This is a genomic window from Novipirellula caenicola, assembly GCF_039545035.1.
GTDB lineage: Bacteria > Planctomycetota > Planctomycetia > Pirellulales > Pirellulaceae > Novipirellula > Novipirellula caenicola.
Genome location: NZ_BAABRO010000008.1, coordinates 51284 through 74678 on the forward strand (window position 1 = coordinate 51284; position 23395 = coordinate 74678).

At 56.4% G+C, this 23395-nt stretch carries 16 protein-coding genes; 2 read left to right on the top strand and 14 right to left on the bottom strand.

What is annotated here, in order from left to right; genetic code table 11:
• Nucleotides 1-291: 291 nt before the first annotated feature.
• Entirely contained in the window at nucleotides 292-1572 is a 1281-nt protein-coding gene (gene clpX / locus ABEA92_RS16395; RefSeq protein ID WP_345684926.1) for an ATP-dependent Clp protease ATP-binding subunit ClpX, read from the top strand.
• A 171-nt stretch (nucleotides 1573-1743) separates the two neighbouring features.
• Here clpX and ABEA92_RS16400 read toward each other — a convergent pair whose 3' ends face one another.
• The 4 genes from ABEA92_RS16400 to ABEA92_RS16415 all read right to left on the bottom strand — a co-directional run bounded on the left by ABEA92_RS16400 (nucleotide 1744) and on the right by ABEA92_RS16415 (nucleotide 8746).
• Nucleotides 1744-3234 carry an SHD1 domain-containing protein gene (locus ABEA92_RS16400; RefSeq protein WP_345684927.1) on the bottom strand — a complete coding sequence of 497 codons (1491 nt, stop codon included), beginning with the start codon at nucleotides 3232-3234 and terminating at the stop codon, nucleotides 1744-1746.
• Nucleotides 3231-4727 carry a DUF1570 domain-containing protein gene (locus ABEA92_RS16405; protein ID WP_345684928.1) on the bottom strand — a complete coding sequence of 499 codons (1497 nt, stop codon included), beginning with the start codon at nucleotides 4725-4727 and terminating at the stop codon, nucleotides 3231-3233. Before ABEA92_RS16405 ends, ABEA92_RS16400 begins: the two co-directional genes overlap by 4 nt.
• A 62-nt stretch (nucleotides 4728-4789) precedes the next feature.
• The gene (locus tag ABEA92_RS16410) at nucleotides 4790-6244 is read right to left on the bottom strand and encodes a DUF1501 domain-containing protein (RefSeq protein ID WP_345684929.1); all 1455 of its coding nucleotides are present in this window, start codon (nucleotides 6242-6244) and stop codon (nucleotides 4790-4792) included.
• Between the two features lie 75 nt (nucleotides 6245-6319).
• Nucleotides 6320-8746 carry a DUF1549 domain-containing protein gene (locus tag ABEA92_RS16415; protein ID WP_345684930.1) on the bottom strand — a complete coding sequence of 809 codons (2427 nt, stop codon included), beginning with the start codon at nucleotides 8744-8746 and terminating at the stop codon, nucleotides 6320-6322.
• A gap of 362 nt (nucleotides 8747-9108) precedes the next feature.
• Between ABEA92_RS16415 and ABEA92_RS16420 the strand changes: the two genes are divergently transcribed.
• Entirely contained in the window at nucleotides 9109-10458 is a 1350-nt protein-coding gene (locus ABEA92_RS16420) for a class II 3-deoxy-7-phosphoheptulonate synthase (RefSeq protein ID WP_345684931.1), read from the top strand.
• Between the two features lie 254 nt (nucleotides 10459-10712).
• On the opposite strand, the gene ABEA92_RS16425 is transcribed toward ABEA92_RS16420, so the two are convergent.
• The 10 genes from ABEA92_RS16425 to ABEA92_RS16470 form a co-directional block, all read right to left on the bottom strand.
• Nucleotides 10713-11627 carry a hypothetical protein gene (locus ABEA92_RS16425; RefSeq protein WP_345684932.1) on the bottom strand — a complete coding sequence of 305 codons (915 nt, stop codon included), beginning with the start codon at nucleotides 11625-11627 and terminating at the stop codon, nucleotides 10713-10715.
• A 120-nt stretch (nucleotides 11628-11747) separates the two neighbouring features.
• Nucleotides 11748-12995, bottom strand: a complete 1248-nt coding sequence (fabF, locus tag ABEA92_RS16430) for a beta-ketoacyl-ACP synthase II (RefSeq protein WP_345684933.1) — start codon at nucleotides 12993-12995, stop codon at nucleotides 11748-11750.
• A 193-nt stretch (nucleotides 12996-13188) separates the two neighbouring features.
• On the bottom strand, nucleotides 13189-13434 hold the full coding sequence (locus tag ABEA92_RS16435; protein WP_008708273.1) for an acyl carrier protein: 246 nt from the start codon (nucleotides 13432-13434) through the stop codon (nucleotides 13189-13191).
• 337 nt (nucleotides 13435-13771) lie between these two features.
• Nucleotides 13772-14530: a 3-oxoacyl-[acyl-carrier-protein] reductase gene (fabG, locus tag ABEA92_RS16440; RefSeq protein WP_345684934.1), complete on the bottom strand. Its 759-nt coding sequence runs from the start codon at nucleotides 14528-14530 to the stop codon at nucleotides 13772-13774.
• A 205-nt stretch (nucleotides 14531-14735) separates the two neighbouring features.
• Nucleotides 14736-15662 (bottom strand): ACP S-malonyltransferase, encoded by a 927-nt coding sequence (gene fabD, locus ABEA92_RS16445; protein ID WP_345684935.1) that lies wholly within the window; start codon nucleotides 15660-15662, stop codon nucleotides 14736-14738.
• Between the two features lie 74 nt (nucleotides 15663-15736).
• Nucleotides 15737-15919, bottom strand: coding sequence for a 50S ribosomal protein L32 (rpmF, locus tag ABEA92_RS16450; RefSeq protein ID WP_081614431.1), 183 nt, complete (start codon nucleotides 15917-15919; stop codon nucleotides 15737-15739).
• Between the two features lie 448 nt (nucleotides 15920-16367).
• Nucleotides 16368-17357: a methyltransferase domain-containing protein gene (locus ABEA92_RS16455; RefSeq protein WP_345684936.1), complete on the bottom strand. Its 990-nt coding sequence runs from the start codon at nucleotides 17355-17357 to the stop codon at nucleotides 16368-16370.
• A 147-nt stretch (nucleotides 17358-17504) separates the two neighbouring features.
• Nucleotides 17505-19550 carry a c-type cytochrome domain-containing protein gene (locus ABEA92_RS16460; protein ID WP_345684937.1) on the bottom strand — a complete coding sequence of 682 codons (2046 nt, stop codon included), beginning with the start codon at nucleotides 19548-19550 and terminating at the stop codon, nucleotides 17505-17507.
• A 429-nt stretch (nucleotides 19551-19979) separates the two neighbouring features.
• Nucleotides 19980-21230 (bottom strand): chorismate synthase, encoded by a 1251-nt coding sequence (locus ABEA92_RS16465; RefSeq protein ID WP_345684938.1) that lies wholly within the window; start codon nucleotides 21228-21230, stop codon nucleotides 19980-19982.
• A gap of 207 nt (nucleotides 21231-21437) precedes the next feature.
• On the bottom strand, nucleotides 21438-23318 hold the full coding sequence (locus tag ABEA92_RS16470) for a sulfatase-like hydrolase/transferase (protein WP_345684939.1): 1881 nt from the start codon (nucleotides 23316-23318) through the stop codon (nucleotides 21438-21440).
• Nucleotides 23319-23395: the final 77 nt, after the last annotated feature.

Sequence of the window (23395 nt, forward strand, 5' to 3'; positions counted from 1 at the left end):
TAGAATCAAACCACAATCGGCTCGAGTCTTTCGAGGAAACGGATGGCCTGAGGGTGTCTGTTTTTTTCGACCACATTGCTCTTCGTTACGTAGAACTACGTTGCGGCCTGCAACATTCTGGTCGGCGAAGACGTCACCAAAAGCATTCGAGCCCGTGGCCCTAACCGTTTGACGCGTTGTTGATCTCACGTGGGTGTGATCTACGGCGAGCGCAGAGCACAGGCTCATGAAACGCGCGTTAGTCGTTCCTTTCAGCCCACATTAGACCAACAACACAACCAGGAGCCGTGTATGACCTCGAAAGAAACCCCTACTTCGCGTCGTGGAAGTTCAACCAACAAAAAGAACGCGTTCTGTTCTTTCTGTCGCAAGAGCTACCGGGATGTGGGACCGCTCGTCGAAGGCCCAGGTGACGTTTACATCTGTGGCGAGTGCATCGAGCTGTGCCAGTCGATTCTGGATCAAGAACAGCGTCGACGTGGGCCAAGCAAGTCACTGTTTAGCGACATCCCCGCCCCCAAGGACATTGTCGAACACCTCGACCAATACGTGATTGGTCAAAGTGCTGCCAAACGCGTTCTCGCCGTGGCAGTGCACAATCACTACAAACGCCTCAACAGCGAATGGGAAGGCAACTCGGACGTCGAAATCGAAAAGAGCAACATTCTGTTGGCCGGACCGACCGGTAGCGGAAAAACGTTGCTTGCTCGTTCGCTCGCCCGCATGTTGAATGTGCCCTTCGCTATCGGCGATGCGACCACTCTGACCGAAGCCGGTTACGTGGGCGAAGATGTTGAGAACCTGCTGCTGAAACTGCTGCACGCCGCCGATTTCGACGTCGAAGCCGCCCAGCGTGGGATTCTGTACATCGACGAAGTTGACAAGATCGGTAAGACCAGTGCGAATGTTTCGATCACACGTGACGTTTCGGGCGAAGGGGTTCAGCAAAGCCTCTTGAAGATGCTCGAAGGCACCGTGGCAAACGTTCCACCGCAAGGCGGACGCAAGCATCCCGAGCAGCAGTACATCCAATTGGACACAAGTAACATCTTGTTCATCGTGGGTGGAACGTTTGTCGGGATCGAAGACATCATCCGCAAACGCATGGGACATCGCACCCTCGGGTTCGGTGGAGGTGCGGGACATCGTAACGAGCAAACCGATTCGGAATTGCTCGCCAACGTGCAAACCGAAGACATTTTGCAGTTCGGTTTGATTCCCGAGCTGATCGGACGATTGCCAGTGGTCAGCTACTTGCAGCCGCTCGACGAAGACGGTCTTGTGCGAGTGATGAAGGAGCCCAAGAACGCGTTGGTGAAACAGTATCAAGCACTGTTCCAAATGGAAAATTGCGACTTGAAGTTCACTGACGGTGCACTTCGCATGGTCGCTCAGCGTGCCCTCGAGAAAGGTGTCGGAGCTCGCGGGCTTCGAGGCATTCTCGAAGAGGTGATGTTGGACATCATGTACGATCTGCCAGGCCAAGAGGCGGGCAGCGTCTACACGATCGACGAGACCGTGGTGAGCGGATCACGCAAGTTGTTCCAGATGCCGACGACCAAAAGCGCCTAATCGAGCCGACGCTCGGTAGCCGGCTGAGAAGCACTGCATCACGATTCACAGCGAAGCGAAAACGCCATGGTAGCCTCCAAAGGTTGCCGTGGCGTTTCGTCGTTAAAGGCCCCAAAAAGGCGGCGGATGCCGTGTGCGATTTTGGGGGCGAACGTGTGTTCGGTGGGGCTGTCATTCGGCGGGTTTGCCGAAGGTGGTGGCGAAGTCGATGTCGGTTTCGCTCAGTCGATTCAGCGGGATCCTGATCGTTTGCCCGTTGTCCTTGCGTCGCAGCGTGACTCGGTCATCGGCGTGACTGACCAGCACGGCGTCGACCTTAAAACTGCCGCTCGCATCGCTCCAGGTTCTTGGCATCAGGGTTGCCAGATGACGCAGCGTGTCCCAGCGAGTCGAGAGACTCTTTAGGGCCAAGGTGACCTCGCGAGCCTGTTTGGCCTCTTTGGCATCCTCTGATTTTTCTTTCTCGGCAAAGCGAGCCAGGACTTTGCTGAGCGTTTGCTGAAGCAGCGAATCGTGCGGCGGCGGAGCGGACACGTCGGCTCGCTGTTTGGTTTCGGCGTCGAGTTCCGGCTTTCGGCCGACCAATTGCCGCTGCATCGCCAATTGATGTTGCGATTCGAGTCGAGGTAACACCTCGGCAGACAAAGCTTCGTCGGTGGGTAGGAATCCATTGTCAAAAAACGCTTGCCGCCATTCGCCTAGGTAGTGATAACCAACGCGGACCGAAAACGGACCGGGGGCATCAAAATACGGAGCTCCTTCGAACTTGAAATCGCTGTTACCGCGATAGGGCATCGACAGCTCGGTCGAAAATTCGCCAAACCCGCTTCCCGAGAGCAGGATTTTGATTCCCGCCGTGGTGCCTCCGGCTTGCTCGAACTCGCGGTCAAACGCGACAAGTCCCTCGCCGCTAGCTTTTCGCGGAGTGATGACTGACAACACGGATGCCTCGGTCGTGCGAACATCGTCATTGCCAAAGTTCGCTTTGAACTCAAACGTGTCCTTGTAACTGAACGAAGGCTCGGCGCTACCAGCCGGAGGAAGTCGCATCAGCGGCACCTTGGCGATCTGTCCAAGCAGCAGCGGCATGTTTCCTGGCCCTGCGATTTGGGTGATTTCGCCCTGGGGCGAAACCGAGATTTGGCCTTCGCAGAATTGAAACAGTCCCGGATAGTGATCGACTTTGGTGATGAAGTCTTGATCGGCAAGACGACTACGCAGTCGCATCCGCTTGTGCATTTCTGTGGCGTGTGGAGGCAAGCCGGGGGGCACGGCGATGTCTTCCTCGGGCGATCGAGCTAGTCGCGAGCGTTTTGATTCGATCAAGTCCTGTAGCGACGATCTGCTCCAGGGTTTCGATCCGTAGAAGGGAACGCTGTAGTAGGTCGCCGTCCAGCCGGCAGCGTCCGATTGAGTCACATCGAACTGCAGACGACAGCGTTGGTTCAAGACCGATTTGGGGCCGCGGCTGCCGGACACGTCCACCACACGAACTTCGATTCCGTACAGATAGCTTTCGCCCACCACCGGTCGGTACACTGCGTCTTGAGCGAACGCACTGCGAGCGTTCGCGTCCCCTAACCCGGCTACCCAAGACATCATGCATATCGCAATCGCAATGGGCCGCGTGCGTTTGGTTGTCGCGGATGATGTTCCGCTCATCGAATTTCCTCGGCCAATCGTTCCATGTCGGTTCGCAGCGACCGCATGTATCGCCGCCATTCCAGTTCAAGCGTGGTGCGATCGCCGAAGCACTCGTCAAACGTGCTGACCAACTTCTCGGCTTTTGCTTTGAGCGATTCGCCGTCCGTAACCTCGATGTCGATACTCTGGATCTCGCGATAGAATTTGATCAGCTGATCAAATCGTTCGTGAAACAAGAAATGGGTCAGCGCCCAAGCTTGGCCATAGGCCGGCAATTGATTGCCCAGCATGCCTTCGATGGTAAAACCGAGATCAGAGACAATGAACTCAATGCCACCGCGAATGGGATCGCCCTCGAGAACACGGTAGTATCCAATACGGTCTCGGTCGACGACCCCCACACCGCTCCAGCGTGCCATCTTGGAAGACTCGAAAAACGACGCCAGCCCTTCGTGAACCCAACGCACAAACACGCCATCGCTGGGGAACAGATCGGTATTGCCTGCCAATTGATGGACCGCTTCGTGCGATACGACGCTGATGTCTTCGCTTTCCCGCTCGATGTCAATGAGCAGTTCGATTGTGTTGGCGAACCGGATCAGCTCGCCGCCGCCCTGCACTCGATTTCGGCGGATGTCTTTTTCCATTCCATCAAACATTTCGTTCAACTTTTGCAGCTGTTGAAACATGGGGGTGGTGCCGGAATCGTAAAAGATCGAAATGTTTTCTTTGGGCAGATAGAACCCTGCGACTTGTCGCAATCCCATTCCCAGCCGTTTTTCCATCTGCATGAAATCGGCATGTTGGCTAAACAGCACAACGGCCAACGGGTCGGTCGGTGGACGCAGGAACAAACCCTCAAAAGCAAACGTCAGGAAATACGATTCGTAAACCTTTTCGAGCAGTTCCAATCGCATTTCCGGACGCGTTTTTCGCGTACGAGGATCCTTCTCGTTGTCGCCATCATGCAACAAGAAAAAGTGCTTGCTGCGGGACAGCTGCATCGATTTGCCGCCGACCAATTCGCGAGCACTGGCTTCGATCGTCGAGTTGTTGGTGACCGGACGATTCAGATAGTACATCAATCCCGCGAGTTTGCGGATTTTCGCGTGGCTAGAGTCCAATTTCCAAGCGGCACTGAGCAGCGTTTTGCACTCGTCAAGCAATCCATTGTGCAGCGCCCATTTGGCGGTTTCGAGCATCGTGTCGACATCCTTGCTTTGCGTCGCCTCACGCAGCTTCTTGGCAAACACGGCTTCGGTCGTGGGCAGTTTCAGGACCTGGATGTCTTTGGCGTTAAAGTAAAGCGATCCGCGCGGATGTCGGTGCGTGGCGGTTCCGCCGGGATTGTAAGTCACACTGCCCTCGAGCATGATCGACAGATCGCTGCCGGGAAGTGTGTAGAGTGTGTAATCCGCTCGGCACGGATTTAACGAAAGGAAGAGAGCCGCACAACAAATGAATGCCGCGTGAACGGCAATGTTCGAAAAGAAATGGACGCAGGATCTCATGCGTGATGGCCTCGGAGTGAGCATTTGGTCGCATCCGAGTATGGGGGGCACGCAACGCAAAGTCAAGCAAACAGTGCTTCAACTGCTTGCCCTTTTCCATCTTTGGTCACGTAGAAGGGGCGTGCTTCGATATCAAAGCCAGTTCGCGGGCTAATCCCCATCGCCGTCATGATCGTGGCATGTAAATCTTCGATCGACACGGGATCTTCGATGGCCACCAGCGGACGTTCCGGAGCGGTGGCTCCGTATAGAAAACCTGACTTCATACCACCGCCAAACAGCAACACGCTTGATCCCGCGGTGAAATGCCGGTGTAGTCCATAGTGTTTCATTTCAGCGACGGCATCCACTTTTTCGCGAGCTTGGTCGTTGGCGTTGGATCCGGGTTGACCCTCCATCAACGCATCGCGGCTGAATTCCGAGGCCACGATAACAAGAGTTCGGTCGAGCAGTTTGCGTTGTTCCAAATCAAGGATCAATTGCGCGATCGGTTGATCCACTTCGCTGTGCATACGGGCCATCGTCGTGTGGCCATCATTATGAGTGTCAAAATGCAAAAAGGGGACATATTCCGTGGTGACTTCGACGAATCGCGTTCCGGCTTCGATCAATCGGCGGGCCAACAAGCAGCCTTGGCCAAAGCGAGTGGAGTTGTACTTTTGGGCAACGTCGCTGGGCTCAAGTGAGATGTCAAACGCTTTGCGCTCTTTGGAACTGAGCAGCCGATAGGCGTTGTCAAACGATCGCAGCATCGATTCTTGGTGATAGTCGCTCATGAATTCTCGCTGCGGGCTTTGGTCGACCAATCGTCGAAACAGTTTGTTGCGATTGGCAAACCGCTGAGCATCCATGCCTTTGGGAGGACGAACCGATACCGCCGCGCGATCCGGGTACGGCAAATTCATCGGTCCATATTCACTGCCAAAAAATCCCGCGGTGGTGAATGCTTTTAGTTCTTCGCTCTCACCCACCCCTTCGAGTCGTTGGCCAATATTGACAAACGCCGGCATCACTTCATTACGCGGCCCCAACACACGGGCCATCCACGAACCGATATGGGGCGCGGCAACCGTTTGCGGCGGAACGTAGCCGGTGTGCCAATGGTATTGGTGCCGGGAATGCAGGATGCTGCCAAGGTCCGGTTGCACATGCGAGCGAATCAGCGTCGCGCGGTCCATCACTCCCGCGATATTTTCCAGCCCCTTGCAGATTTTGATATTGTCCACGGCGGTATCGATGGCCGGGAACGTGCTCAGCATATCGGCTACCTTCAAGCCCTTTTCAAATGGATGGTAACGTTTCGGGTCCAATGTGTCCGGCGCCGCCATCCCGCCTGCTAACCAGATCAAGATGCACGCATCGGCGGTCGGTTGCGGATGTTCCACGTGGTCCATTGCCGAGGCGAATTGCCGTGGGGCACCGGATGCCATGGCAGCAAGCGATGCGGCGGAAAGCTGCCGCAAAAAATCGCGACGCACCAAGGGTTCAGGACGCTCGGGATCGTGTTGGAATTGCATCACAGTGACTCGGGGTTGGTTCGGTGGGATCGTGTTTTTTGTGCGAAGCGGGAATGACCATGCCGCGGTGTGCGGTTAACGAATCAGCAGGAATTCAGGCAGCATACAAATGGCCCACAACGCGTCTTGCAGTTGTTCGGTGGTCGGGGATTCGCCTAGAGTTTCGCGAAATAATGCCGCTTCGGATTTCGTTGGGACGCGAGTTAACGCGGATTGAAACAAGTGCTGGACAAGCTCGTCGGTCGAGTTCCACTTCTCGTCATTCCAACGCTCGGCTCCGGTGGCAAACGCTTCGGCGAGCGAGGGTTCATTCGCTAGGTCAATGGCTTCGAGAGTCGTCAGACTGCTTGGCCGCATGGAAACGATTTGATCACGGATCGGTCGACCCAACGATTGCATCAAGGCGTTGTTCTTCATCAGCGAAGCGCGAACCATCGGCATGTGACGCGACGAACCGGTGACGTTTGCGAGTGCCGAGGCGGCTTCGCGATCAATCAAATCGCTCCACACGTTGACCGGTTGCACCACCGAAACCGTGTTCCAGCCCTCGGCAGGGGCAGCAGCATGAGCGTTCTTAGGATGAGGAAGGGGCTTTTCGACGTCGGGATGGAATTCCCATGACCGATCGCTGACGATCGATAGCTGAGTTTGATCTTCGAGCAAAAGATTGGCTGCAAAGAACAGGCCCGCGGCATTGGGGGTATGCCCCGCATTTTTGACTTGAAACAGCAGTTCGTTGGTTCCTTGGCGTAGCAAATTTGCAAACTCAATCGATTGCAGGCTGGTCCAATCGTTGGACGATCCGGCGTTGGTTCCATTGACATACAAGGTGAATTCGTTGTCGCAGGTCAGGACGGATCCGCTTTGCAAGACTTCGCCCGGCAAATCAAATTTTTTGCGAATCCACATTTCTTGATTCGCGGGAGCGGCGTGTCCGTTGCGGCCTCCCCAAATCCATTTGGCCTTCGATAACACCGAATCGGCGGTGTTTGGATTGATTGCACCCGGCGAACTGACATGACGCGAAACGGGGGCGTCAAACTTTTGCGGAGCACTGCCAGTCAACTGCCACACCGCATCTAAGAACTGTTCGGCGGTCATGCGACGGGCACGTGGGCCGCGATAAACGTAGTCGCCGATCGCCGAATCGTCTTCGCTGATCTCGGTTTTCGATTGATAGGCTGCCGAGGTCGCGATCAGCCGCAGTGTCGCTTTTAAATCGTATTGATGCTCGGCTAAGTGAACGGCCAAGTAATCCAGCAGGTCTTCGTTCCATGGTTCCGATTGCATTGCGTCGAGCGGTTGGACAATGCCTCGTCCCATCAAACGGTACCACAGCCGATTAACGATGGTGCGTGTGAAGCGTCCATTTTCTGGGTGCGTCAACAGCTGCGCTAGTTGCTGCAGTCGTTCCTCGCGAGGCGCTGAGGCATCGATTTGACCCAGTTCAGGAAACAACCAAGATGCTTGTTGCGTTTCCCCGGTCGGTATGTCGCAGCGGTGCAGTTGCAGAGGTGCTTCGGCATAGATCGCTCCTAATCCATAAGCCTCTTTGAGTGTCCAGCGGTCAATAAAACTGTCGTGGCACGAGGCACACTTCATATTGATGCCGAGGAAGGACTGCGACACAGATTGTGCAAACTGGATTTCGAGCGTTTGCCCAGCGCTAACCGTTCCACGCCACTTGATGCCATCGATGTAACCACGGCTTTCGTCCGAACTTGGGGCAATCAATTCGCGGGTCAATTGATCAAACGGTTTGTTTTGGACTAGTGATTCGTACAACCAGCGACTGATTTGCCGACGTCCTTTGGTAATGAATCCGGTGCCGCTGTAGTCATTGCGAAGCAAGTCGTTGAAGAACGTTAACCAGTGGTCGGCGTAATCAATTTCGCGTGACAGCAGGTCGTCCACCAAGCGAGTTCGTTTGTCGGGTGACGAATCGTTCTGAAAGGACGTCAGTGCATCGGTCGTTGGTAACAGACCGACCAAGTCCAAGTGGACACGGCGAAAGAACGTCGCGTCGTCGATCGGTGGCGGTGTTGGCAACCCATGCTCGGTTAAGTAGGCATCGAGAATTCGATCAATCGGATTGACGCGTCCGTCGATTGCCGGTGGCAGCTCGGGACGCCGCGGCCGTAGCGGCGGTTCGTAGCTTTGAATTGCAAACGTGAAATCATCGTCCCACGGCATCCCTTGATCGATCCAGTGGCGGAGCCGTGCCGTTTCGTTGGGGCTCAAACGAGGCCGATCCGGCGGCGGCATTTGTTCGTTGGGATCCTCAGATGTGATCAAGCGAATCAATTCCGAATTGGACGAGTCCTCCGGTTCGACCATCCCCGATTCGATCATCAGGCTGCGTGTATTGAGTGAGAAGTCTCCTTCGGCTTCGCGACCACCGTGACAGGTCACGCAGTTTCGCTGCAGGATGGGCGCAATGTCGTGAGCAAAATCGATCGGTTCGTTTGCGACGGCGGTCACTGCGCAAAAAGCAAGTAACATGATTCCAAGGCAAAGCGAAACGAGCAGACTAGCGGTGTATGACGACAGACGTGAAGGTGTGGGCATCGTCGGTTTTAGGTGAGAACGAAGGTTGGGGGGGCGGGCAGCATCATCGCGAGCGGCAGACTTCTATTGTAATGAGATCGTCGCTTGATGGGGCACGATGTTCGAGTGCTAAGGAAATTGGGCGGGGCGGCCACATTTTACAAACGAGGCGGCGGGGATACGATGAGCGTGTATTGCTTGGCGGCGGCGTGAAAAGGCAAACTTGTCTGACGCGTGAATTCCGGCGCGGCAATCCGCAATTCGGTCGATTGGGGATGTCCCAATGGCCCACCGATTCAACCAGCCAGCAAATATCCATGAGCGATTGGAATCCATCGAGTTGGAGATCGAAAACGGCGCTACAGCAGCCGATGTACGCGGATTCCGATTCCCTGCGTGATGTATTGCAGCACCTCGGCGATCGGCCGCCGTTGGTCACCCGATGGGAAATCGATCGGCTGAAAACGCAGCTTGCATTGGCCGCTAACGGGGACGCTTTTTTACTGCAAGGAGGCGACTGTAGCGAAAGCTTTGCGGCGTGCCGCGCCGATCCGATCGAAAAGAAACTCAAAGTGCTGCTGCAGATGAGTTTGGTGCTGGTGTATGGGCTTGAAAAGCCGATCATCCGCGTGGGCCGGATCGCGGGCCAGTATGCCAAACCACGCTCGAGCGACACCGAAACTCGCGACGGCGTGACATTGCCATCCTATCGAGGTGACTGTGTCAATCGGAGTCCGTTTACACCCGAGGACCGTCTAACGCGACCGCAAAACCTGCTCGCCGCCTACGAGCATTCGGCTCAAACGTTGAACTATCTGCGAGCGCTGACCGAAGGTGGGTTCGCCGATTTGAAACATCCCGAGAACTGGGAACTCAATTTCGTCAGTTTGTCACCGCAGTCGGACGAGTATCACCAAATGGTGCGTGGTATCGGCGACTCGTTGAATTTCCTCGACGTGTTAGGCGGGGTGACCCGTGCCGAGTTATCGCGAGTCGATTTCTACACTTCGCACGAAGCGTTGTTGTTGGCGTACGAAGAAGCATTGACTCGGCAGGCCAGCGGAGAAGCAGAATGGTACAACTTGGGGACTCATTTCCCTTGGATCGGAGATCGGACGCGGGCGATCGACGGGGCTCATGTCGAGTACTTTCGTGGCATCAAAAATCCGATCGCGGTGAAGGTTGGCCCAAGCACGACGGCCGACGGATTGATCGAGTTGTTGGATCGGCTAAACCCTAGTCGCGAGGCGGGCCGGATGACGTTGATCTGTCGCTTTGGTGCCGAGCGGATCGCAGCCTCGCTGCCACCGCTGATCGCTGCGGTCCAGAAATCGAGTCATCCGGTGCTGTGGTCGGTTGATCCGATGCATGGGAACACGATCACCACGGATCACGGAATCAAGACGCGGCACTTTGATCAAATTTTGAGCGAGGTGCGTGATTCGTTTACCATCCATGCCCAGCACGGCACGATCGTGGGTGGCATTCATTTGGAATTGACCGGCAACAATGTTACCGAGTGTATCGGCGGCGCCGCGGGGCTGAAGTCCAGCGGTTTGTCGACCGCGTATGAAAGCAACGTCGACCCGCGGCTGAATTACGAACAGGCGATGGAGATTGCGTTTCTGATCGCCGGGCAAGCCAGGGTTGCCGGTCCAAAGCGTTAGCCTCGGCACGTTCGGCATTTGCGTTTCGTAGCTTCGCTCGTCAAAGCGTGGATGGTTGCTCCATCGTGAATGCCTGACGAAAATTTTGACGGCTTGTCGAGTTAATTCAAATGGAAATCGCAATGGTGAGCCGTGGGCCGTAAGGCACCGGGTATCGTGTGGGACCCGGCCGCTGACGCGTCGCGGCTCAATAAATCAACAAGTCGTTGACGATTTCCGCTGCGAAATACTTCGTGTCATTGGCACCCGAGCGGTTATTCTTCTACCTCGGGGATGTTCAATTTGGCTTTGTTCTTTTCGTAGAACCGCGTGATATCCATTCCGCCTCGCTGTTCTTCTTCGAACATCTTGATCCGTGTTTCCAGGCGTTCGATGCGGCGGGCCAATTGCGGAATGATTTCGTGGTCGCGTTTGACGATCTTGTGACGCGGCACCGCAGGATAGCCCAAATGTCGCTGCATCGCGGCAAACAGGTACAGCGGTTCTTTGCGGCGGTTGCCAAAGGCAATGCGGCCTTCTTTTTCACCAAATAAAAACGGGCCTTTGCCCTCAAGCGTTTGGCCTGCTTCGACCAATCGCTTGCGATAGTCCTCGCTGGCAAAGAACAGCAGGTCCGCAAAATCAATCAGTCCCACCTGAGCCCGGATCATCAAGATCCATTTTGCCCAAGTCGCGTCGTAGATCGGATCTTGGCTGATCGCGGTCAAGCCTTTGTCGTAGTTCAGTCGATTGCGACAGAGGGCTTCGAACTGAAACAGAAACAAGCCTGCCGGCTTCGCGTCGCCAGCGCGATACTTGGCATCGGCTTCGAGGATGTGGAGTGCCGTTTCGGTGGCAAAGCGACCGGTTTCGTGTTCGGCTTCTTCGATCAAGTAAGTTTGGAAGGCATTGAAATAATGGCTCATCCGGTGCATTGCCGGCGCCATCACGCCGGAATGCTTCAGTTCAGTCAGTAAGTACTCCGCCGCGATCGGCAAATTGGTGGTGGCCAGCAACTCGAGCCGTGCCTGCTCTAGCAATTCCTGCATCGGCAATTGTTCGCCAATGCGTTCTTTTAGCAGCTGAAAGAGGTAGCCCTGTTCGACGTATTCGGTGCGATCCAGCGGAGTCGGGCGATTGGGATCGGAGGTGCCCGAGCGTCGATTTTCTGGATTGGGCGCAGTGGTCATCGTGATGTCCTACAGACGCCGTGTCATTTGCGGCGGATGGTTTCAATCGGCACGCCAAGCGGTTCACGGGGATCCGCCTGGCGACGCAACAGATTGGTCGCACCGAAAAAGGTGCCGCTGCTACAGCTTGCGAATGACAACGCATGCATTGTGGCCGCCGAAGCCAAAGCTGTTGCTCATCGCCACTTTGACGTCTCGTTTTTTGGCTTCGTTGGGGGTGTAGTCCAAATCGCAAGCAGGATCGGGAGTCTCTAGATTGATCGTGGGAGCGATCGTGGCCGTTTCGATTGTCTTGCACAAGATGACGGCTTCGATGCCACCGCTAGCGCCCAAGGAATGTCCAAGCGAGCTCTTGGTGCTGCTGATCGAAGTCTTGTAGGCGTGATCGCCAAAGACCGTCTTGATCGCCTGCGTTTCCGCCTTGTCACCCAGCGGGGTGCTGGTTCCGTGGGCATTGATGTAGTCGATTTCGGTCGGTTGGATTCCCGCGTCGTCGATTGCGGCTTGCATCGCGGCGGCAGCGCCAAGGCCTGCTGGGTCCGGAGCGGTGATGTGTCCTGCGTCGCTGGTGGTTCCGTAACCAATGATTTCGGCATAGATCTTTGCACCGCGAGCCTTCGCATGCTCGAGTTCTTCGAAGATCAGCACGCCGGCGCCTTCACCAAGCACGAAGCCATCGCGATTGGCGTCAAACGGTCGGCTGGCCCCGGCCGGGTCTTCGTTGCGAGTTGAAAGCGCCTTCATGTTCTGAAACGCTGCCAAGCCCATGCGGGTGATCGCGGCTTCGGTGCCGCCGGTGATCACCAAATCGGTCTCGCCAAGCTGGATGCTTCGCATGGCTTCGCCCATCGCGTTGGTGGCACTGGCGCAAGCGGTTGCGACGGCAAAGTTGGGGCCTTTTAATCCGTGCGTGATCGAGATGTTGCCGCCAGCGGCGTTCAGCATCATCTTGGGCACGGTAAAGGGGCTGACGCGGTCCGGGCCCTTGGTGATCATTTTCTCGATCTGGACTTCGATTTCACCAAGTCCGCCGATACCGGAACCGAGTATCACGCCACACATGTGTCGATCCAGCGACGCGAAATCGATCGAGGCATCGGTGATCGCTTGTTCGGCTGCGTGGACCGCGAATTGGGTGAAGCGGTCGAGTCGTTTGGCTTCGCGATGATCCACCACCCCCGAGATATCGAAATCGGGGATATCACCGCCGAAGTGGACCTTGTATTGGCTGGTATCGAGCGTGGTCAGGTCATGAATACCCGATTCACCTGCTGTCAAACGTTGCCAAAATTGCGGGACGTCCACTGCGAGTGGTGAAACCACACCCAAACCAGTAATGACAACGCGACGTTCCGACCGGGCTTGCATCAAGAAGGCCTTCAATAAGTATCGAGAAGAGTAATCAGCTGAGTTTACAAAATAAATGCCGCCTTGACATGTTCTCGTGAGCCAAAAAGGGGCCACGCCAACATCTCTCGGGCGGCAAGAGCGTCAACAATCGAATTGTTGGTTAACGTTGTTGGAGCGGAACCAAGCCGTCCATCATTATTGACCGACAGCCTTAGGCGTCATCACCTTTGGCGTTCTCGATGAAATCGACTGCCTCACCTACCTTTTGGATCTTTTCAGCAGCTTCGTCGGGAATACTGATGTCAAACTCTTCTTCGAGTTCCATCACAAGTTCCACGGTATCGAGTGAGTCAGCACCGAGATCGTTCACGAAGGAGGTTTCTCGAGTAATCTTGTCTTTGTCGACGCCAAGTTGTTCAGCAACGATATCGACAACGCGTTCTTCGACGCTAGCCATGGGCTATCTCCGGGGGAAATGTCAGCAAGTTTGTTAGGAGGATACGAGGTTCGGGGAAGCGGAGTAACTCGACTTCCCCAAAACCGGTCTTAACGAAGGCTCAATCAAGATTGGCAACTCCGTCTTTGTTGGCCCAGCCTTCATTCAAGGGTTAGAGCCCGGCAGCGACCAGTGCTTTCGCCGAAAAGATAGGTCAAAAAGCTAAATCACGTCAATACACCGACAGGCTGTATGCGACGGAAGTATCGTGATTTTCGCGAAGGCACGCAATCTGGTGAAGGATTGAGGGCCGCTTTGCTCTCTCTTTCGCGGGCAGTCACCGGTCAGCGTTGGCGGATTAGCCAATCATCCCACCGTCCACGACGATGGTTTGCCCCGAGACGTAGCCGGCATCCGCCGATGCGAGGAACAGCACCGCGGCAGCCACTTCTTCGGGTTTGCCAACACGTTTGGCAGGAATTCGTTTTTTGACTTCTTCGAGCACCACATCGCCCAATTCAGCCGTCATTTCGCTGGCGATAAATCCAGGGGCGATCGCGTTGACCGTCACGCCGCGGTTGACCAATTCTTTGCTGAGCGTGCGTGTCAGTGCGATCATGCCCGCCTTGCTCGCCGAGTAATTGGCTTGGCCGGGGTTGCCGATCATGCCCGAGATGCTGGCCATGTTGATGATTCGGCCGTATTTCTTTTTCCGCATCAAACCGGCCGCAGCACGGCAACAAACAAAACAGCTGGTCAAGTTGGTGGCGATCACGTCGTCCCATTCTTCGTCGGACATGCCCCGCATCAGTTTGTCGCGAGTGATCCCGGCATTGTTGACCAAAATGTCCAATCGGCCATGCTTTTCCGCAGTCCCTTCGATCGCTGCCGCTGCCGCGGCGCGGTCGGTCACGTCCACCGACATCGCTTCGGCGGTACCGCCAGCCGCTTCGATCTCGCTAACGGTGGAAGCCAGCTTGTCGGCGTTGCGTGCCAAGCAGACCACATGGGCTCCGTTTTGAGCCAAGGCGACTGCGACCGCCTTTCCAAGCCCTTGCGATGCTCCGGTGACGACCGCCACTTGGCCCTTCAAGTCCACTGAGATGGATAGTTGCATGGTGCGTTTGTCTTTCTAGATCAAAGGAATGTGAGCGTTGTAGCACAGGCCGCCCGTGGGATAGGCTTCCAGCCTGTCGTCGGTATTGCGTGTGCAGCCTTATTTCGTGTGCCAGCCTTCAAGCCCCGTCTGGTCCGCTCCGTTTCCGCTCTGCGTTCAGGCGAGTGGAGCGTCCGCTGTCTTGAGGTCGAAGCTGTGTTGGGATTCAGCCGTCTCCGAAGCCTTCGGTAGGCAGTTTGCGGTGAATCCGCTTCAGCGTTCCCTGCAACACGCGGCCGGTACCGGCTTCGAGGAATCCTTCGATGCCATCGTCCATCATTTTGCGGATCGAAGCTTCCCAGAGAACGGGATTGACGACTTGGCGGCTGAGCAAGTTTTTGATTTCGGCGGCGGATTGGTGCGGTGCCGCGTCGACATTGCTGTAAACCGGGATGCGAGTGTCTTGGATCTCGATCGATTCGAGCGCTTCGCCCAGCTTGGCAACCGCCGATTGCATCAGCGAGGTGTGGAAGGCGCCGGCAACACTAAGCCGCACGGTCTTCATCGCACCGGCTTCTTGGGCGGCGGATTCAACACGATCGATCGCCGAAAGATGTCCAGAGACCGCAATATTACCGGGGCACAGCAGGTTTGCTGGCTGCAGCACTTCGTCGCCTTGGCGAGATTGGTCGCAAACCGCCTGCACCTTTTCCAGGTCCAATCCGAGGATGCTGGCCATTCCGCTTTGCACTGCGTCCGAGGCAGCCTGCATCGCTTCGCCTCGTCGTTGGACGAGCCGGACGGCGTCTTTGAATTGGATTCCGCCCGCGAAACAGACGGCGGTGTATTCGCCGAGACTCAATCCGGCTGCGGCTTTGATTTTGTCGCCCAGTTCTGGGCGTTCGCTCAACACGACCTCGGCGGCTGCCATGCCAACGACAAACAGTGCCGGTTGGCAGAATTCGGTTGCGTTCAGCTTGTCTTCGGGGCCTTCTTGCGAAAGCGCGATCAGATCGTAGCCGAGTACTTCCGATGCAGTGTCGTAGAGCGCGCGGGCTTGAGGATAGTTTTCACACAGCCAGCGTCCCATGCCGATGTTTTGAGCACCTTGGCCTGGGAAAAGAATGCCCACAGAGTCAACGTCGAGCGCCACAGCAGCCCCTTCTTCAAAGATGCAGAAGCCTTGCGGTGCAAGGCAAGTGCCTCAGGAAAACGAACGCGTCGAACTTATTCGTTAGGCGATTCGACGACGGTGCGGCCTTGGTAGTACCCACATTTAGGGCAGATCGTGTGCGTTGGCACTGCCGAGCTGCATTGTGGGCAATAAGCGACTTGACGCTTCTTGACGTGGTCATGTGAACGACGTTTGCCGGTTCGGCTATTGGAATGTTTTCTTTTGGGGACAGCCATCGCTGGGGGTCCATAAGTGACAGGTTTTAGATGGAATCGAGCCGCGTATCGTAGGAACTTACCTGCGTGATCGTCAACGCGGCAGCGGAACTTTCTTCTAAATTTGAGTTAAATGATGCCGATTCTTGCCAGAAACCTCGTCAATCACGGCAGACAAGGTACGATTTTTGCCCTTTTCGGAAACCGAACGCTTGCGAGGTCGCAGCTGGCCAGTGGGCGAATGTTCACTGTTTTGCCCCGAGTGGGGCATCAAATCAATCATTGACGAGCTACCGCGTAGTTACCGTCGCCAGACGGTGGAGAGGCGTCGAAATGCTCCACGCTCTGGCGAGCGTCGCTGTTCTCCACTCCACGCTCTGGCGAGCGTAGCTACTCACTGCGCTATGTTGAGCGTAGCTACTCATCTAACTCGACGGCGACTCGACTGCGGTCATTACGGTTTCGAATCTTATTCCGGTTTGAACGCCACCATCATCCCCAACCCCATCCGGCTGGCAGGGATAAAGGTGAACTTGATCTTTTCCAATCCCTCGCTGACCAGCAGCGATTCCGCCTCCTTCAGCGTCTTGATTGCCCCGCCCTGAGTTTCCAGTTCGAGTTTGAGGGCCTCGGTTGATTCGGTCAAATTCGGCTTGCTGGGGCCACGAAATAAATCGATCACGATCACGCGGCCGCCGGGACGAACCGCCGAAATCGCTCGTTTCAATAGCGTGATCTGCTCGTTGGGGTGCTGGGCAAACAAGCGTTGGGCGATCAACGCGATATCGAAATCGTTGGGTAAATCGTTTTCGGAGGCCAGTTCCGCTGAGGCGGGGTCGGCTTGGATCGCGGTAAAGCGTGGCTTCAATCCGATCGAATCGGCCATCGTGGTGGCTGCAGCGATCGGGCCGGGGAAATCGACCGCCGTGATCGTCGATTTCGCGTCGCGGTGAGCCATCGCACAGCTCCAAACGGCCGAGCCGCAGCCGAGGTCCAGGATTTTTGGGCCTTCGACTTCGCCTTCACCGCCAATGTTCAGCATCTCGGCAGCTTCCATCGCCGCGGGAGTATGCGCCCACTGCGTCGCCGCAACATGGTCAAAGTATTCCGTCGGCGACACGGCGGCTCGGTCGCCCTTGCCAACCACGCGAGCGGTGAGCTTTTGCCAGCGTCGATCCCCCAAGTCCTTGTCGTACTGGCACAACAGCTGCGCTGCTTGCGACAACGCATAGTCGTCTTCGTATTTTTCAAAAATGCCGATCGCGGTCATCGCGTCGAGCAGCAATTGGGTTGGTTCGGGCGAGAGCGAGAGCGTGCTGCAGAGCTGTTCAGCCGTGTGCTGTCCTTTTCGCAATTGGTCGATCAGCCCGGTTTCTCGGGCCGAGCGAAGCAGATGAGAAACCGCATTGATCTGCATCAGCTCGTGATATTGATTCAGCGTTTGGTCGCGAGAAGTCATCGTTGGCATGTCACAAGGGGTGAGCGGGAAGAAGCAGCAAAACGATGATTCTGAATCGAAACGCGTTTTTTTCCAAGCCGACGCAGGTGGACTTTACCGTGGGCATGAGCCCCGCGCCGCGACGCTACTACCCTGCCCTGCTCTGCCCTACCCCTTTACCCATTTCAGCCACTGGGTGATGTACGCGGCGGGAGTGACGCGAAACGCAGTCTGAAACGCTTGCTCGAATGGCAAACCATCGCTGAGGTTTCGCATCAGGGCGTCAAAGTTTTTGCGGCGTCCGCGATCCATCATCGACGCCGCGATGGCCATGCTGATGCGATCGGTTTGCTCGGGTTTCAATTTTTCGCCGAGGAATTGCTTGGCATCCTTCATCGCCACCACCGCCGCGGAAATCTCGGCGTCCTCGCGACGTTTCGCATCGCGATCGACCTTTGTTCCTGATTTGGAAAATACACTCGCGCCGACTCCTTCGGCGAACCACCGTGGAACATCCATTCCTCGCGTGGCAACGGCAAGGCTGACGAGGGGGGAAATCAGTCGATTGGCGATCTCGTCCTCTTCGTCGCGGTCGGTGGCGACCACGGCGATGTAGGCGTTGATCCCGTCGAACTTCCAGTGGGAATTCCAATCCGAAGGCACATCACGAGCTTCGATCATCTTGGCGAATTCGCTGTAGTCGTAACGTCGCGGCATCACGAAAATCGTCGCTTTGCCCCGGAAAAACGCTTCGCCCTCGCCGGCGTCGACAACCGTTTTTGCCCACTTCAGTTCTTCTTCGGCCTTGGCACCAACCAGTTCGAGCGTCGGTTTGGATGCAGTCCCGGTGACAAAGAAATGGTCGGTCGACAGCGAGTGCGTCTCGCCCCCGCTGGCGTTCACCAGTTTCAGGTCATCTTCGGCGTCCGCTTTTCGTTTCGCACTGATCTCGCTCGCCGAGGCTTTTTTCATCCACGCCAACTTGCTCATCACGTCGAGCGGTTGGTCCTTGCTGGCCCCGTCCAGCGTGGCTCCTTCATTGATCCAAGTGGAGATCAACTGGATCGAGTCTTCGGAAAAGGCGGGGCGACCCCCGGCGGGCATCCGTTCGCCGACCATGCCACGCAGTTTTTTGACAAGCAAGCTGTCCGCTGCATTGCCGGGCGAAATGATCGGGCCGCTGTCGCCGCCTCGCATCATGCGTGCGAAGGTATCGAGCTGCAGTCCGCCTCGCGTTTGCATCGCGTCGATGTGACATCCCTTGCACGCTTCGACTAACAGCGGAGCGATGTCTCCGGCAAAGCTGACGGTTTCTTTCCCGGTGGCTTGTTTGACTTCAGGCATTGCGGTTTTAACCGGTTCGTCGATCGGAGCCACGCCGCTGCCCGCAGAAAGGGTGGCCGTTGGATCGGTGCCGTCGAATTTGGCGCCGCCGTTAATCCAAGTCTTCAGCGTTAGCAATTCTTGCGTCGACACGCTGCCGTTGGGCGGCATCGCTCCCGATTCAATCACTTCGACCAACACGCTGTTGGGCACGTCGCCGGGGAATACGACGACGCCTGCCCGCGAGCCTTTCATCAGAGCTTCGTAGTTTGCCATGTTGAATCCACCCTTGGATCCTGAGACATGGCAGCGTCCACAGCGACCCACCAAAATGGGCGCGACGTGCTGGGTGAAGCTAACGCCAGCGGCAAAATCGACTTTCGGCGGCGTTGCATTCGGGGGCTGAGCCGATGGATCGTTGATGTCAAAGATAACCATCTCAGGCTTTTCGCCTTCCTCGCCCGCCGCTGCGCCGTCGGCTTTAGGGGCGTCGACCGAGGGGAGCGTGGGGCGACGAAACGGAGGCACCGCGACGCCTTCGAGTTCCAGCAGCGCGTGGGCGGTCGAGATTCGCTTCATCGCCGGTTCAAACGCATCGAGCAACTCGGCCGAACCGACTTTCATGGCGATGTCGATCTGGTCCATCGCTCGCGTGATCGCCTCACCGGCCGCTGAGAAATTGCCCGCTTTGTATTCGATCCCTGCCGTGCGAATCGTTTGGTTGACGGTGTCGACCGCTCGCTTTTCTCGAGCACTCAATTCGGCCGCGTTCGCCAATCCCCCCCACAAGAGAACAGGCAGCACTAAAACGGTGAAGACCAGAAAACGCATCGGCATCGAACCAGGGCAATAGGATACAAGCGGGGCAGCACGATTAGGGAATGAACGCATGAGCCCATTATAAAGTACCCGCTAAGCGATTTCGTCCTCGAAATCCCGCCGCCGCCGCGAATTGATGCTCCCACCGTCACGGCTAATCGGAATGATCGTCACGGGGGGAGGGAGAGTGGGAGTGAGGGAGTGAGGAGTGAGGAGTGAGGAGTGAGGAGTGAGGAGTGAGGAGTGAGGAGTGAGGAGTGAGGAGTGAGGAGTGAGGAGTGAGGAGTGAGGAGTGAAGGAGTGAAGGAGTGAAGGAGTGAAGGAGTGAAGGAGTGAAGGAGTGAAGGAGTGAAGGAGTGAAGGAGTGAAGGAGTGAAGGAGTGGCTTTACCTCCCCTTTGGGGAGGTCAGAGTCGGCGGTAGCCGGCTCTGGGTGGGGCTCGTTGTGTTAGCAGACGAGCGTGCAAGCGAGATAGGCTGCGTGCAAAACCCGCCCCACAGCCTAAAACAGCCGCGAAAGGTCACTCGACAATTGACTGGCTTGGTGCGACATCGCGGCGTTCACCAACTCGATTGCCACTCGCGATTCGAGCGTCACGCCGGCCCGCACGCCAACACACGGGTCATGCCGTCCTTTGACCAGTTCAAACTCAATTTCTTCAAAATTCTTGCGGACCGATTCTTGCGGCTGATTGATCGTCGAGGTGGGTTTGAATCCGACTTGCATGACCAGCGGCATTCCGGTGGTGATCCCGCCGATCATGCCACCGTGGCTGTTGCGGACATAGCCGCTGCTGCGGATCGGGTCGTTATTGTCGCTGCCGAGTCGCTGGACCACATCCCGTCCGGCGCCGACCTCGCATGACTGCACGGCATTCAGCCCGCCTAGGGCACCCATCAAGCGGACTTTCAAGCTCTGGTAAAGCGGGTCACCCAACAACGGCGGCACGTTGACCGCAACGACTTCGACCATCGCGCCGAGCGAATCGCCCTTCATCCGCGTCTGTTTGATCAATTCACCCGCTTCGTCGGCAAACTCCGGATCGATCGAGTGGATGGTCGCCGAAGTCAACGAATCTTCGAGTTTGCGAATCGCATCGGCCGCGACTGGTTGCCGTTGACCATCCTGCATCAACTCGGCCACGCGATCCGCCAAGCTCTGTTTTGCCTTCAGCGGTCCGACTTGCGAGATGGACGATAGGATCACGGTGCCAAATTTTTCGGCCAACAGGATGCGGGCGATCGAGCCACCCACCACATCCGAGATCGTCGCTCGATAGCTGGATCGACCGCCGCCGCGGACGTCGACAAAACCAGCCGATTTGTGGAATTTGACCAGATCGGTGTGCCCCGGCCGGACCTCGCCTGTCGGACCGGCAAACTGAGTGTAATCGCCTGATTTTTTCGAGGTCGAAAGCACCATTGCGGCGATCGGTTCGCCGGTGGTGTAGCCCTGCTCGTACGCTTCGCTTTCAAAGGAATCGCCATCGAGTTGAACCGTGACCTTGCCGCCGCCCAGCAATTGGTCGGTGTCGTTTTGGAAAAGTCCCGACAAGAAAACGACCTTGTCTTTTTCGTTGCGAGGCGTCCCGTGCTTGTTTCCGCCGGGACGTCGCCGGTCGAGGTATTTTTGGACATCGGCGCGGCGAATCATCTGGCCCGGAGGGCAGCCGAACACGATGGTCGTCACGGCAGGACCATGCGATTCGCCCGCACCGGCAACGCTGAAGTAAGGACCGCCTAAGATTTCCATCAAACAATCTCAACACAAACAAGCAACTAATGAAAACGTCTGCCTGTTATCGTCGCGAGTTCGTCGCGATCTGTCGACCCAGAGTCCAAAGTGGACCCGCGCAATCGACCTTGGCGGCGCCGCACCGCTAAAAACGCCACTCGGTGATGCCGAAAGCTGATGTCATCGGGCGGTGCGGCCCACCGCCCGATGACGCGAGTAAACCCACTATGGCGTTGCCACGCTCATGTCGTCGATCAATCGGCCGACGTACTTGCCAACGCGTGGAGGTGGCTTTTTCAAAGATCGTGGCAACGCTGCGATCTGCTTTTTCAGCTTCGCATCAAGCGGAGCTCCCATGTCGATTACGTTCAACGCTTCGATGGCGGCGAAATGCCCTACCCTTTCCACATTGGCAAGCTCCAGTAGTCGCTCGGTTGCCGCTTGCTGGTCCGCTTTGCCTCCAATGACCTGGATTGCTTCACACGCGGCGATCGCGACGCTGGGCGATTCATCGTTCATCGCTCGTTGAACGGCCTCGGTCGCAGCCGGGGTGTCGGCGTGGCGAAGTCCTAAACCGCGGACAGCCCAAAAGCGAATCACCGCATCCTCGTCGGACGCTAGCTCGATCATTTTTTCAGTGCTCAAGTCACTGTGGACATCGGTTGAATCGAGGGCGGTTTGTGCGAGTCGCGTCATCAGTTCAGGATGATTCAAGGCATATTCGCGAGGCGATTCATCCTCGGCGACAACGCGGTGCATCTCGGCCTCGGGGAACAACCCCAGATCGCCAGTTTCCACCATCCAGCGATGAACCGCATCACGCATCATGCTAACGCGATCCGCGTGCGCTGCGTCGTCCGCAAGGTTTTTGACTTCATCGGGATCACTTTGCAAATCAAACAATTCTTCGACCGGTTTTGGCTGCCAGAACTTTGCTTGATCCTCGTTCAATTTGCCTTCGTCGAACATCTGTTTCCAAACCCGCGTCGTGGGCGTTTGGAACATGTAGTCAACGTGTTTCAAGTAAGGGCGATCGGGATAGAAATGTCGCATGTAAACGTAACGACCATCGGTACAACTGCGGACCATGTCGATTCGCTCGTCCATTCGCCCACGCCATCCGAACAAATACGGTTTTTCAGCACCCGCAAACTCGCCTGCGAACGGAACGCCTTGCATGTTCGACGGCGGTTTGACTCCCGCCAAACTGATCACGGTCGGGGCGAGATCGACGAACGAGACCAACTGAGTCGACTCGCCACCGGGGGCATAATGCTTGGGGGCAAGCGAACGAAATTGTTCAGGCACATGGACCAACAACGGTACACGCAAACCTGAATCGAAGGGCCATCGTTTGCTACGCGGCATTCCGCTGCCGTGGTCACCGTAATAAAAAATGATCGTCGAATCGGCGAGCCCATCCTTTTCCAGGTCTTGCAGCACACCGCCAACCATCTTGTCCATCTCGGTTACCTTGTCGTAGTACTGAGCCCAGTCATGACGCGACTCAGGTGTATCGGGATGGTATTTCGGCAGCGGCGCCTTGGCAGGGTCGTGGACCAACGTGTGCGGACGCTTGCGAATCTGGCTTTCGTGGCTGATCGTAAAATTGATCACCGACATAAACGGCGTTGTATCGGACGGGCGATTTCGCCAAGGCGATTTGCCACTCCCCTTTTGCCAACCCGCGTCTCCGTTAGCAAAGTTGTAATCGGTTTTGGCGTGGTTGGTGCAGTAATAACCCGCCTCGCGAAGCAGTTGCGGGTACAGCTTCATGTCGTCGGGTAAGCGAACTCCGCTTCGCATATGGTGTCCACCGAGACTGGTGGCATGCATCCCTGAAATGATGGTCGTGCGGGCTGGGGCGCAGACCGGCGCGTTGGACCAGCAGTGGCGAAACCGCAGCGACTTGGACGCCAACGCATCAAGGTGAGGCGTGTCGGCGTAGGTGTCGCCGTAACACCCCAGGTGCGGTCCGTTGTCTTCACTCGTAATCCATAGAATGTTGGGCCGCGTCGGCTCCGCCTCAGCATGTTGTGTTCTCGTCAGGGCCGCCAAGATGCTGACGCCGATCAGCACGATACGAGTCAAGTGGTGGGGGTGCATGAGCAAGCCGTTTCGCAATGGTAGGGGGACAGGGTGTATGGTTAAATTCAGATCTCGAGTCCGCTGATGTTTTGCCC

What these genes read in the sequence shown, in the direction of transcription:
- clpX (WP_345684926.1), top strand. Translation starts at nt 292, where the DNA reads ATGACCTCGAAAGAAACCCCTACTTCGCGTCGTGGAAGTTCAACCAAC.
- ABEA92_RS16400 (WP_345684927.1), bottom strand. Translation starts at nt 3,234, where the DNA reads ATGAGCGGAACATCATCCGCGACAACCAAACGCACGCGGCCCATTGCG.
- ABEA92_RS16405 (WP_345684928.1), bottom strand. Translation starts at nt 4,727, where the DNA reads ATGAGATCCTGCGTCCATTTCTTTTCGAACATTGCCGTTCACGCGGCA.
- ABEA92_RS16410 (WP_345684929.1), bottom strand. Translation starts at nt 6,244, where the DNA reads ATGCAATTCCAACACGATCCCGAGCGTCCTGAACCCTTGGTGCGTCGC.
- ABEA92_RS16415 (WP_345684930.1), bottom strand. Translation starts at nt 8,746, where the DNA reads ATGTTACTTGCTTTTTGCGCAGTGACCGCCGTCGCAAACGAACCGATC.
- ABEA92_RS16420 (WP_345684931.1), top strand. Translation starts at nt 9,109, where the DNA reads ATGAGCGATTGGAATCCATCGAGTTGGAGATCGAAAACGGCGCTACAG.
- ABEA92_RS16425 (WP_345684932.1), bottom strand. Translation starts at nt 11,627, where the DNA reads ATGACCACTGCGCCCAATCCAGAAAATCGACGCTCGGGCACCTCCGAT.
- fabF (WP_345684933.1), bottom strand. Translation starts at nt 12,995, where the DNA reads ATGCAAGCCCGGTCGGAACGTCGCGTTGTCATTACTGGTTTGGGTGTG.
- ABEA92_RS16435 (WP_008708273.1), bottom strand. Translation starts at nt 13,434, where the DNA reads ATGGCTAGCGTCGAAGAACGCGTTGTCGATATCGTTGCTGAACAACTT.
- fabG (WP_345684934.1), bottom strand. Translation starts at nt 14,530, where the DNA reads ATGCAACTATCCATCTCAGTGGACTTGAAGGGCCAAGTGGCGGTCGTC.
- rpmF (WP_081614431.1), bottom strand. Translation starts at nt 15,919, where the DNA reads ATGGCTGTCCCCAAAAGAAAACATTCCAATAGCCGAACCGGCAAACGT.
- ABEA92_RS16455 (WP_345684936.1), bottom strand. Translation starts at nt 17,357, where the DNA reads ATGACTTCTCGCGACCAAACGCTGAATCAATATCACGAGCTGATGCAG.
- ABEA92_RS16460 (WP_345684937.1), bottom strand. Translation starts at nt 19,550, where the DNA reads ATGCGTTCATTCCCTAATCGTGCTGCCCCGCTTGTATCCTATTGCCCT.
- ABEA92_RS16465 (WP_345684938.1), bottom strand. Translation starts at nt 21,230, where the DNA reads ATGGAAATCTTAGGCGGTCCTTACTTCAGCGTTGCCGGTGCGGGCGAA.
- ABEA92_RS16470 (WP_345684939.1), bottom strand. Translation starts at nt 23,318, where the DNA reads ATGCACCCCCACCACTTGACTCGTATCGTGCTGATCGGCGTCAGCATC.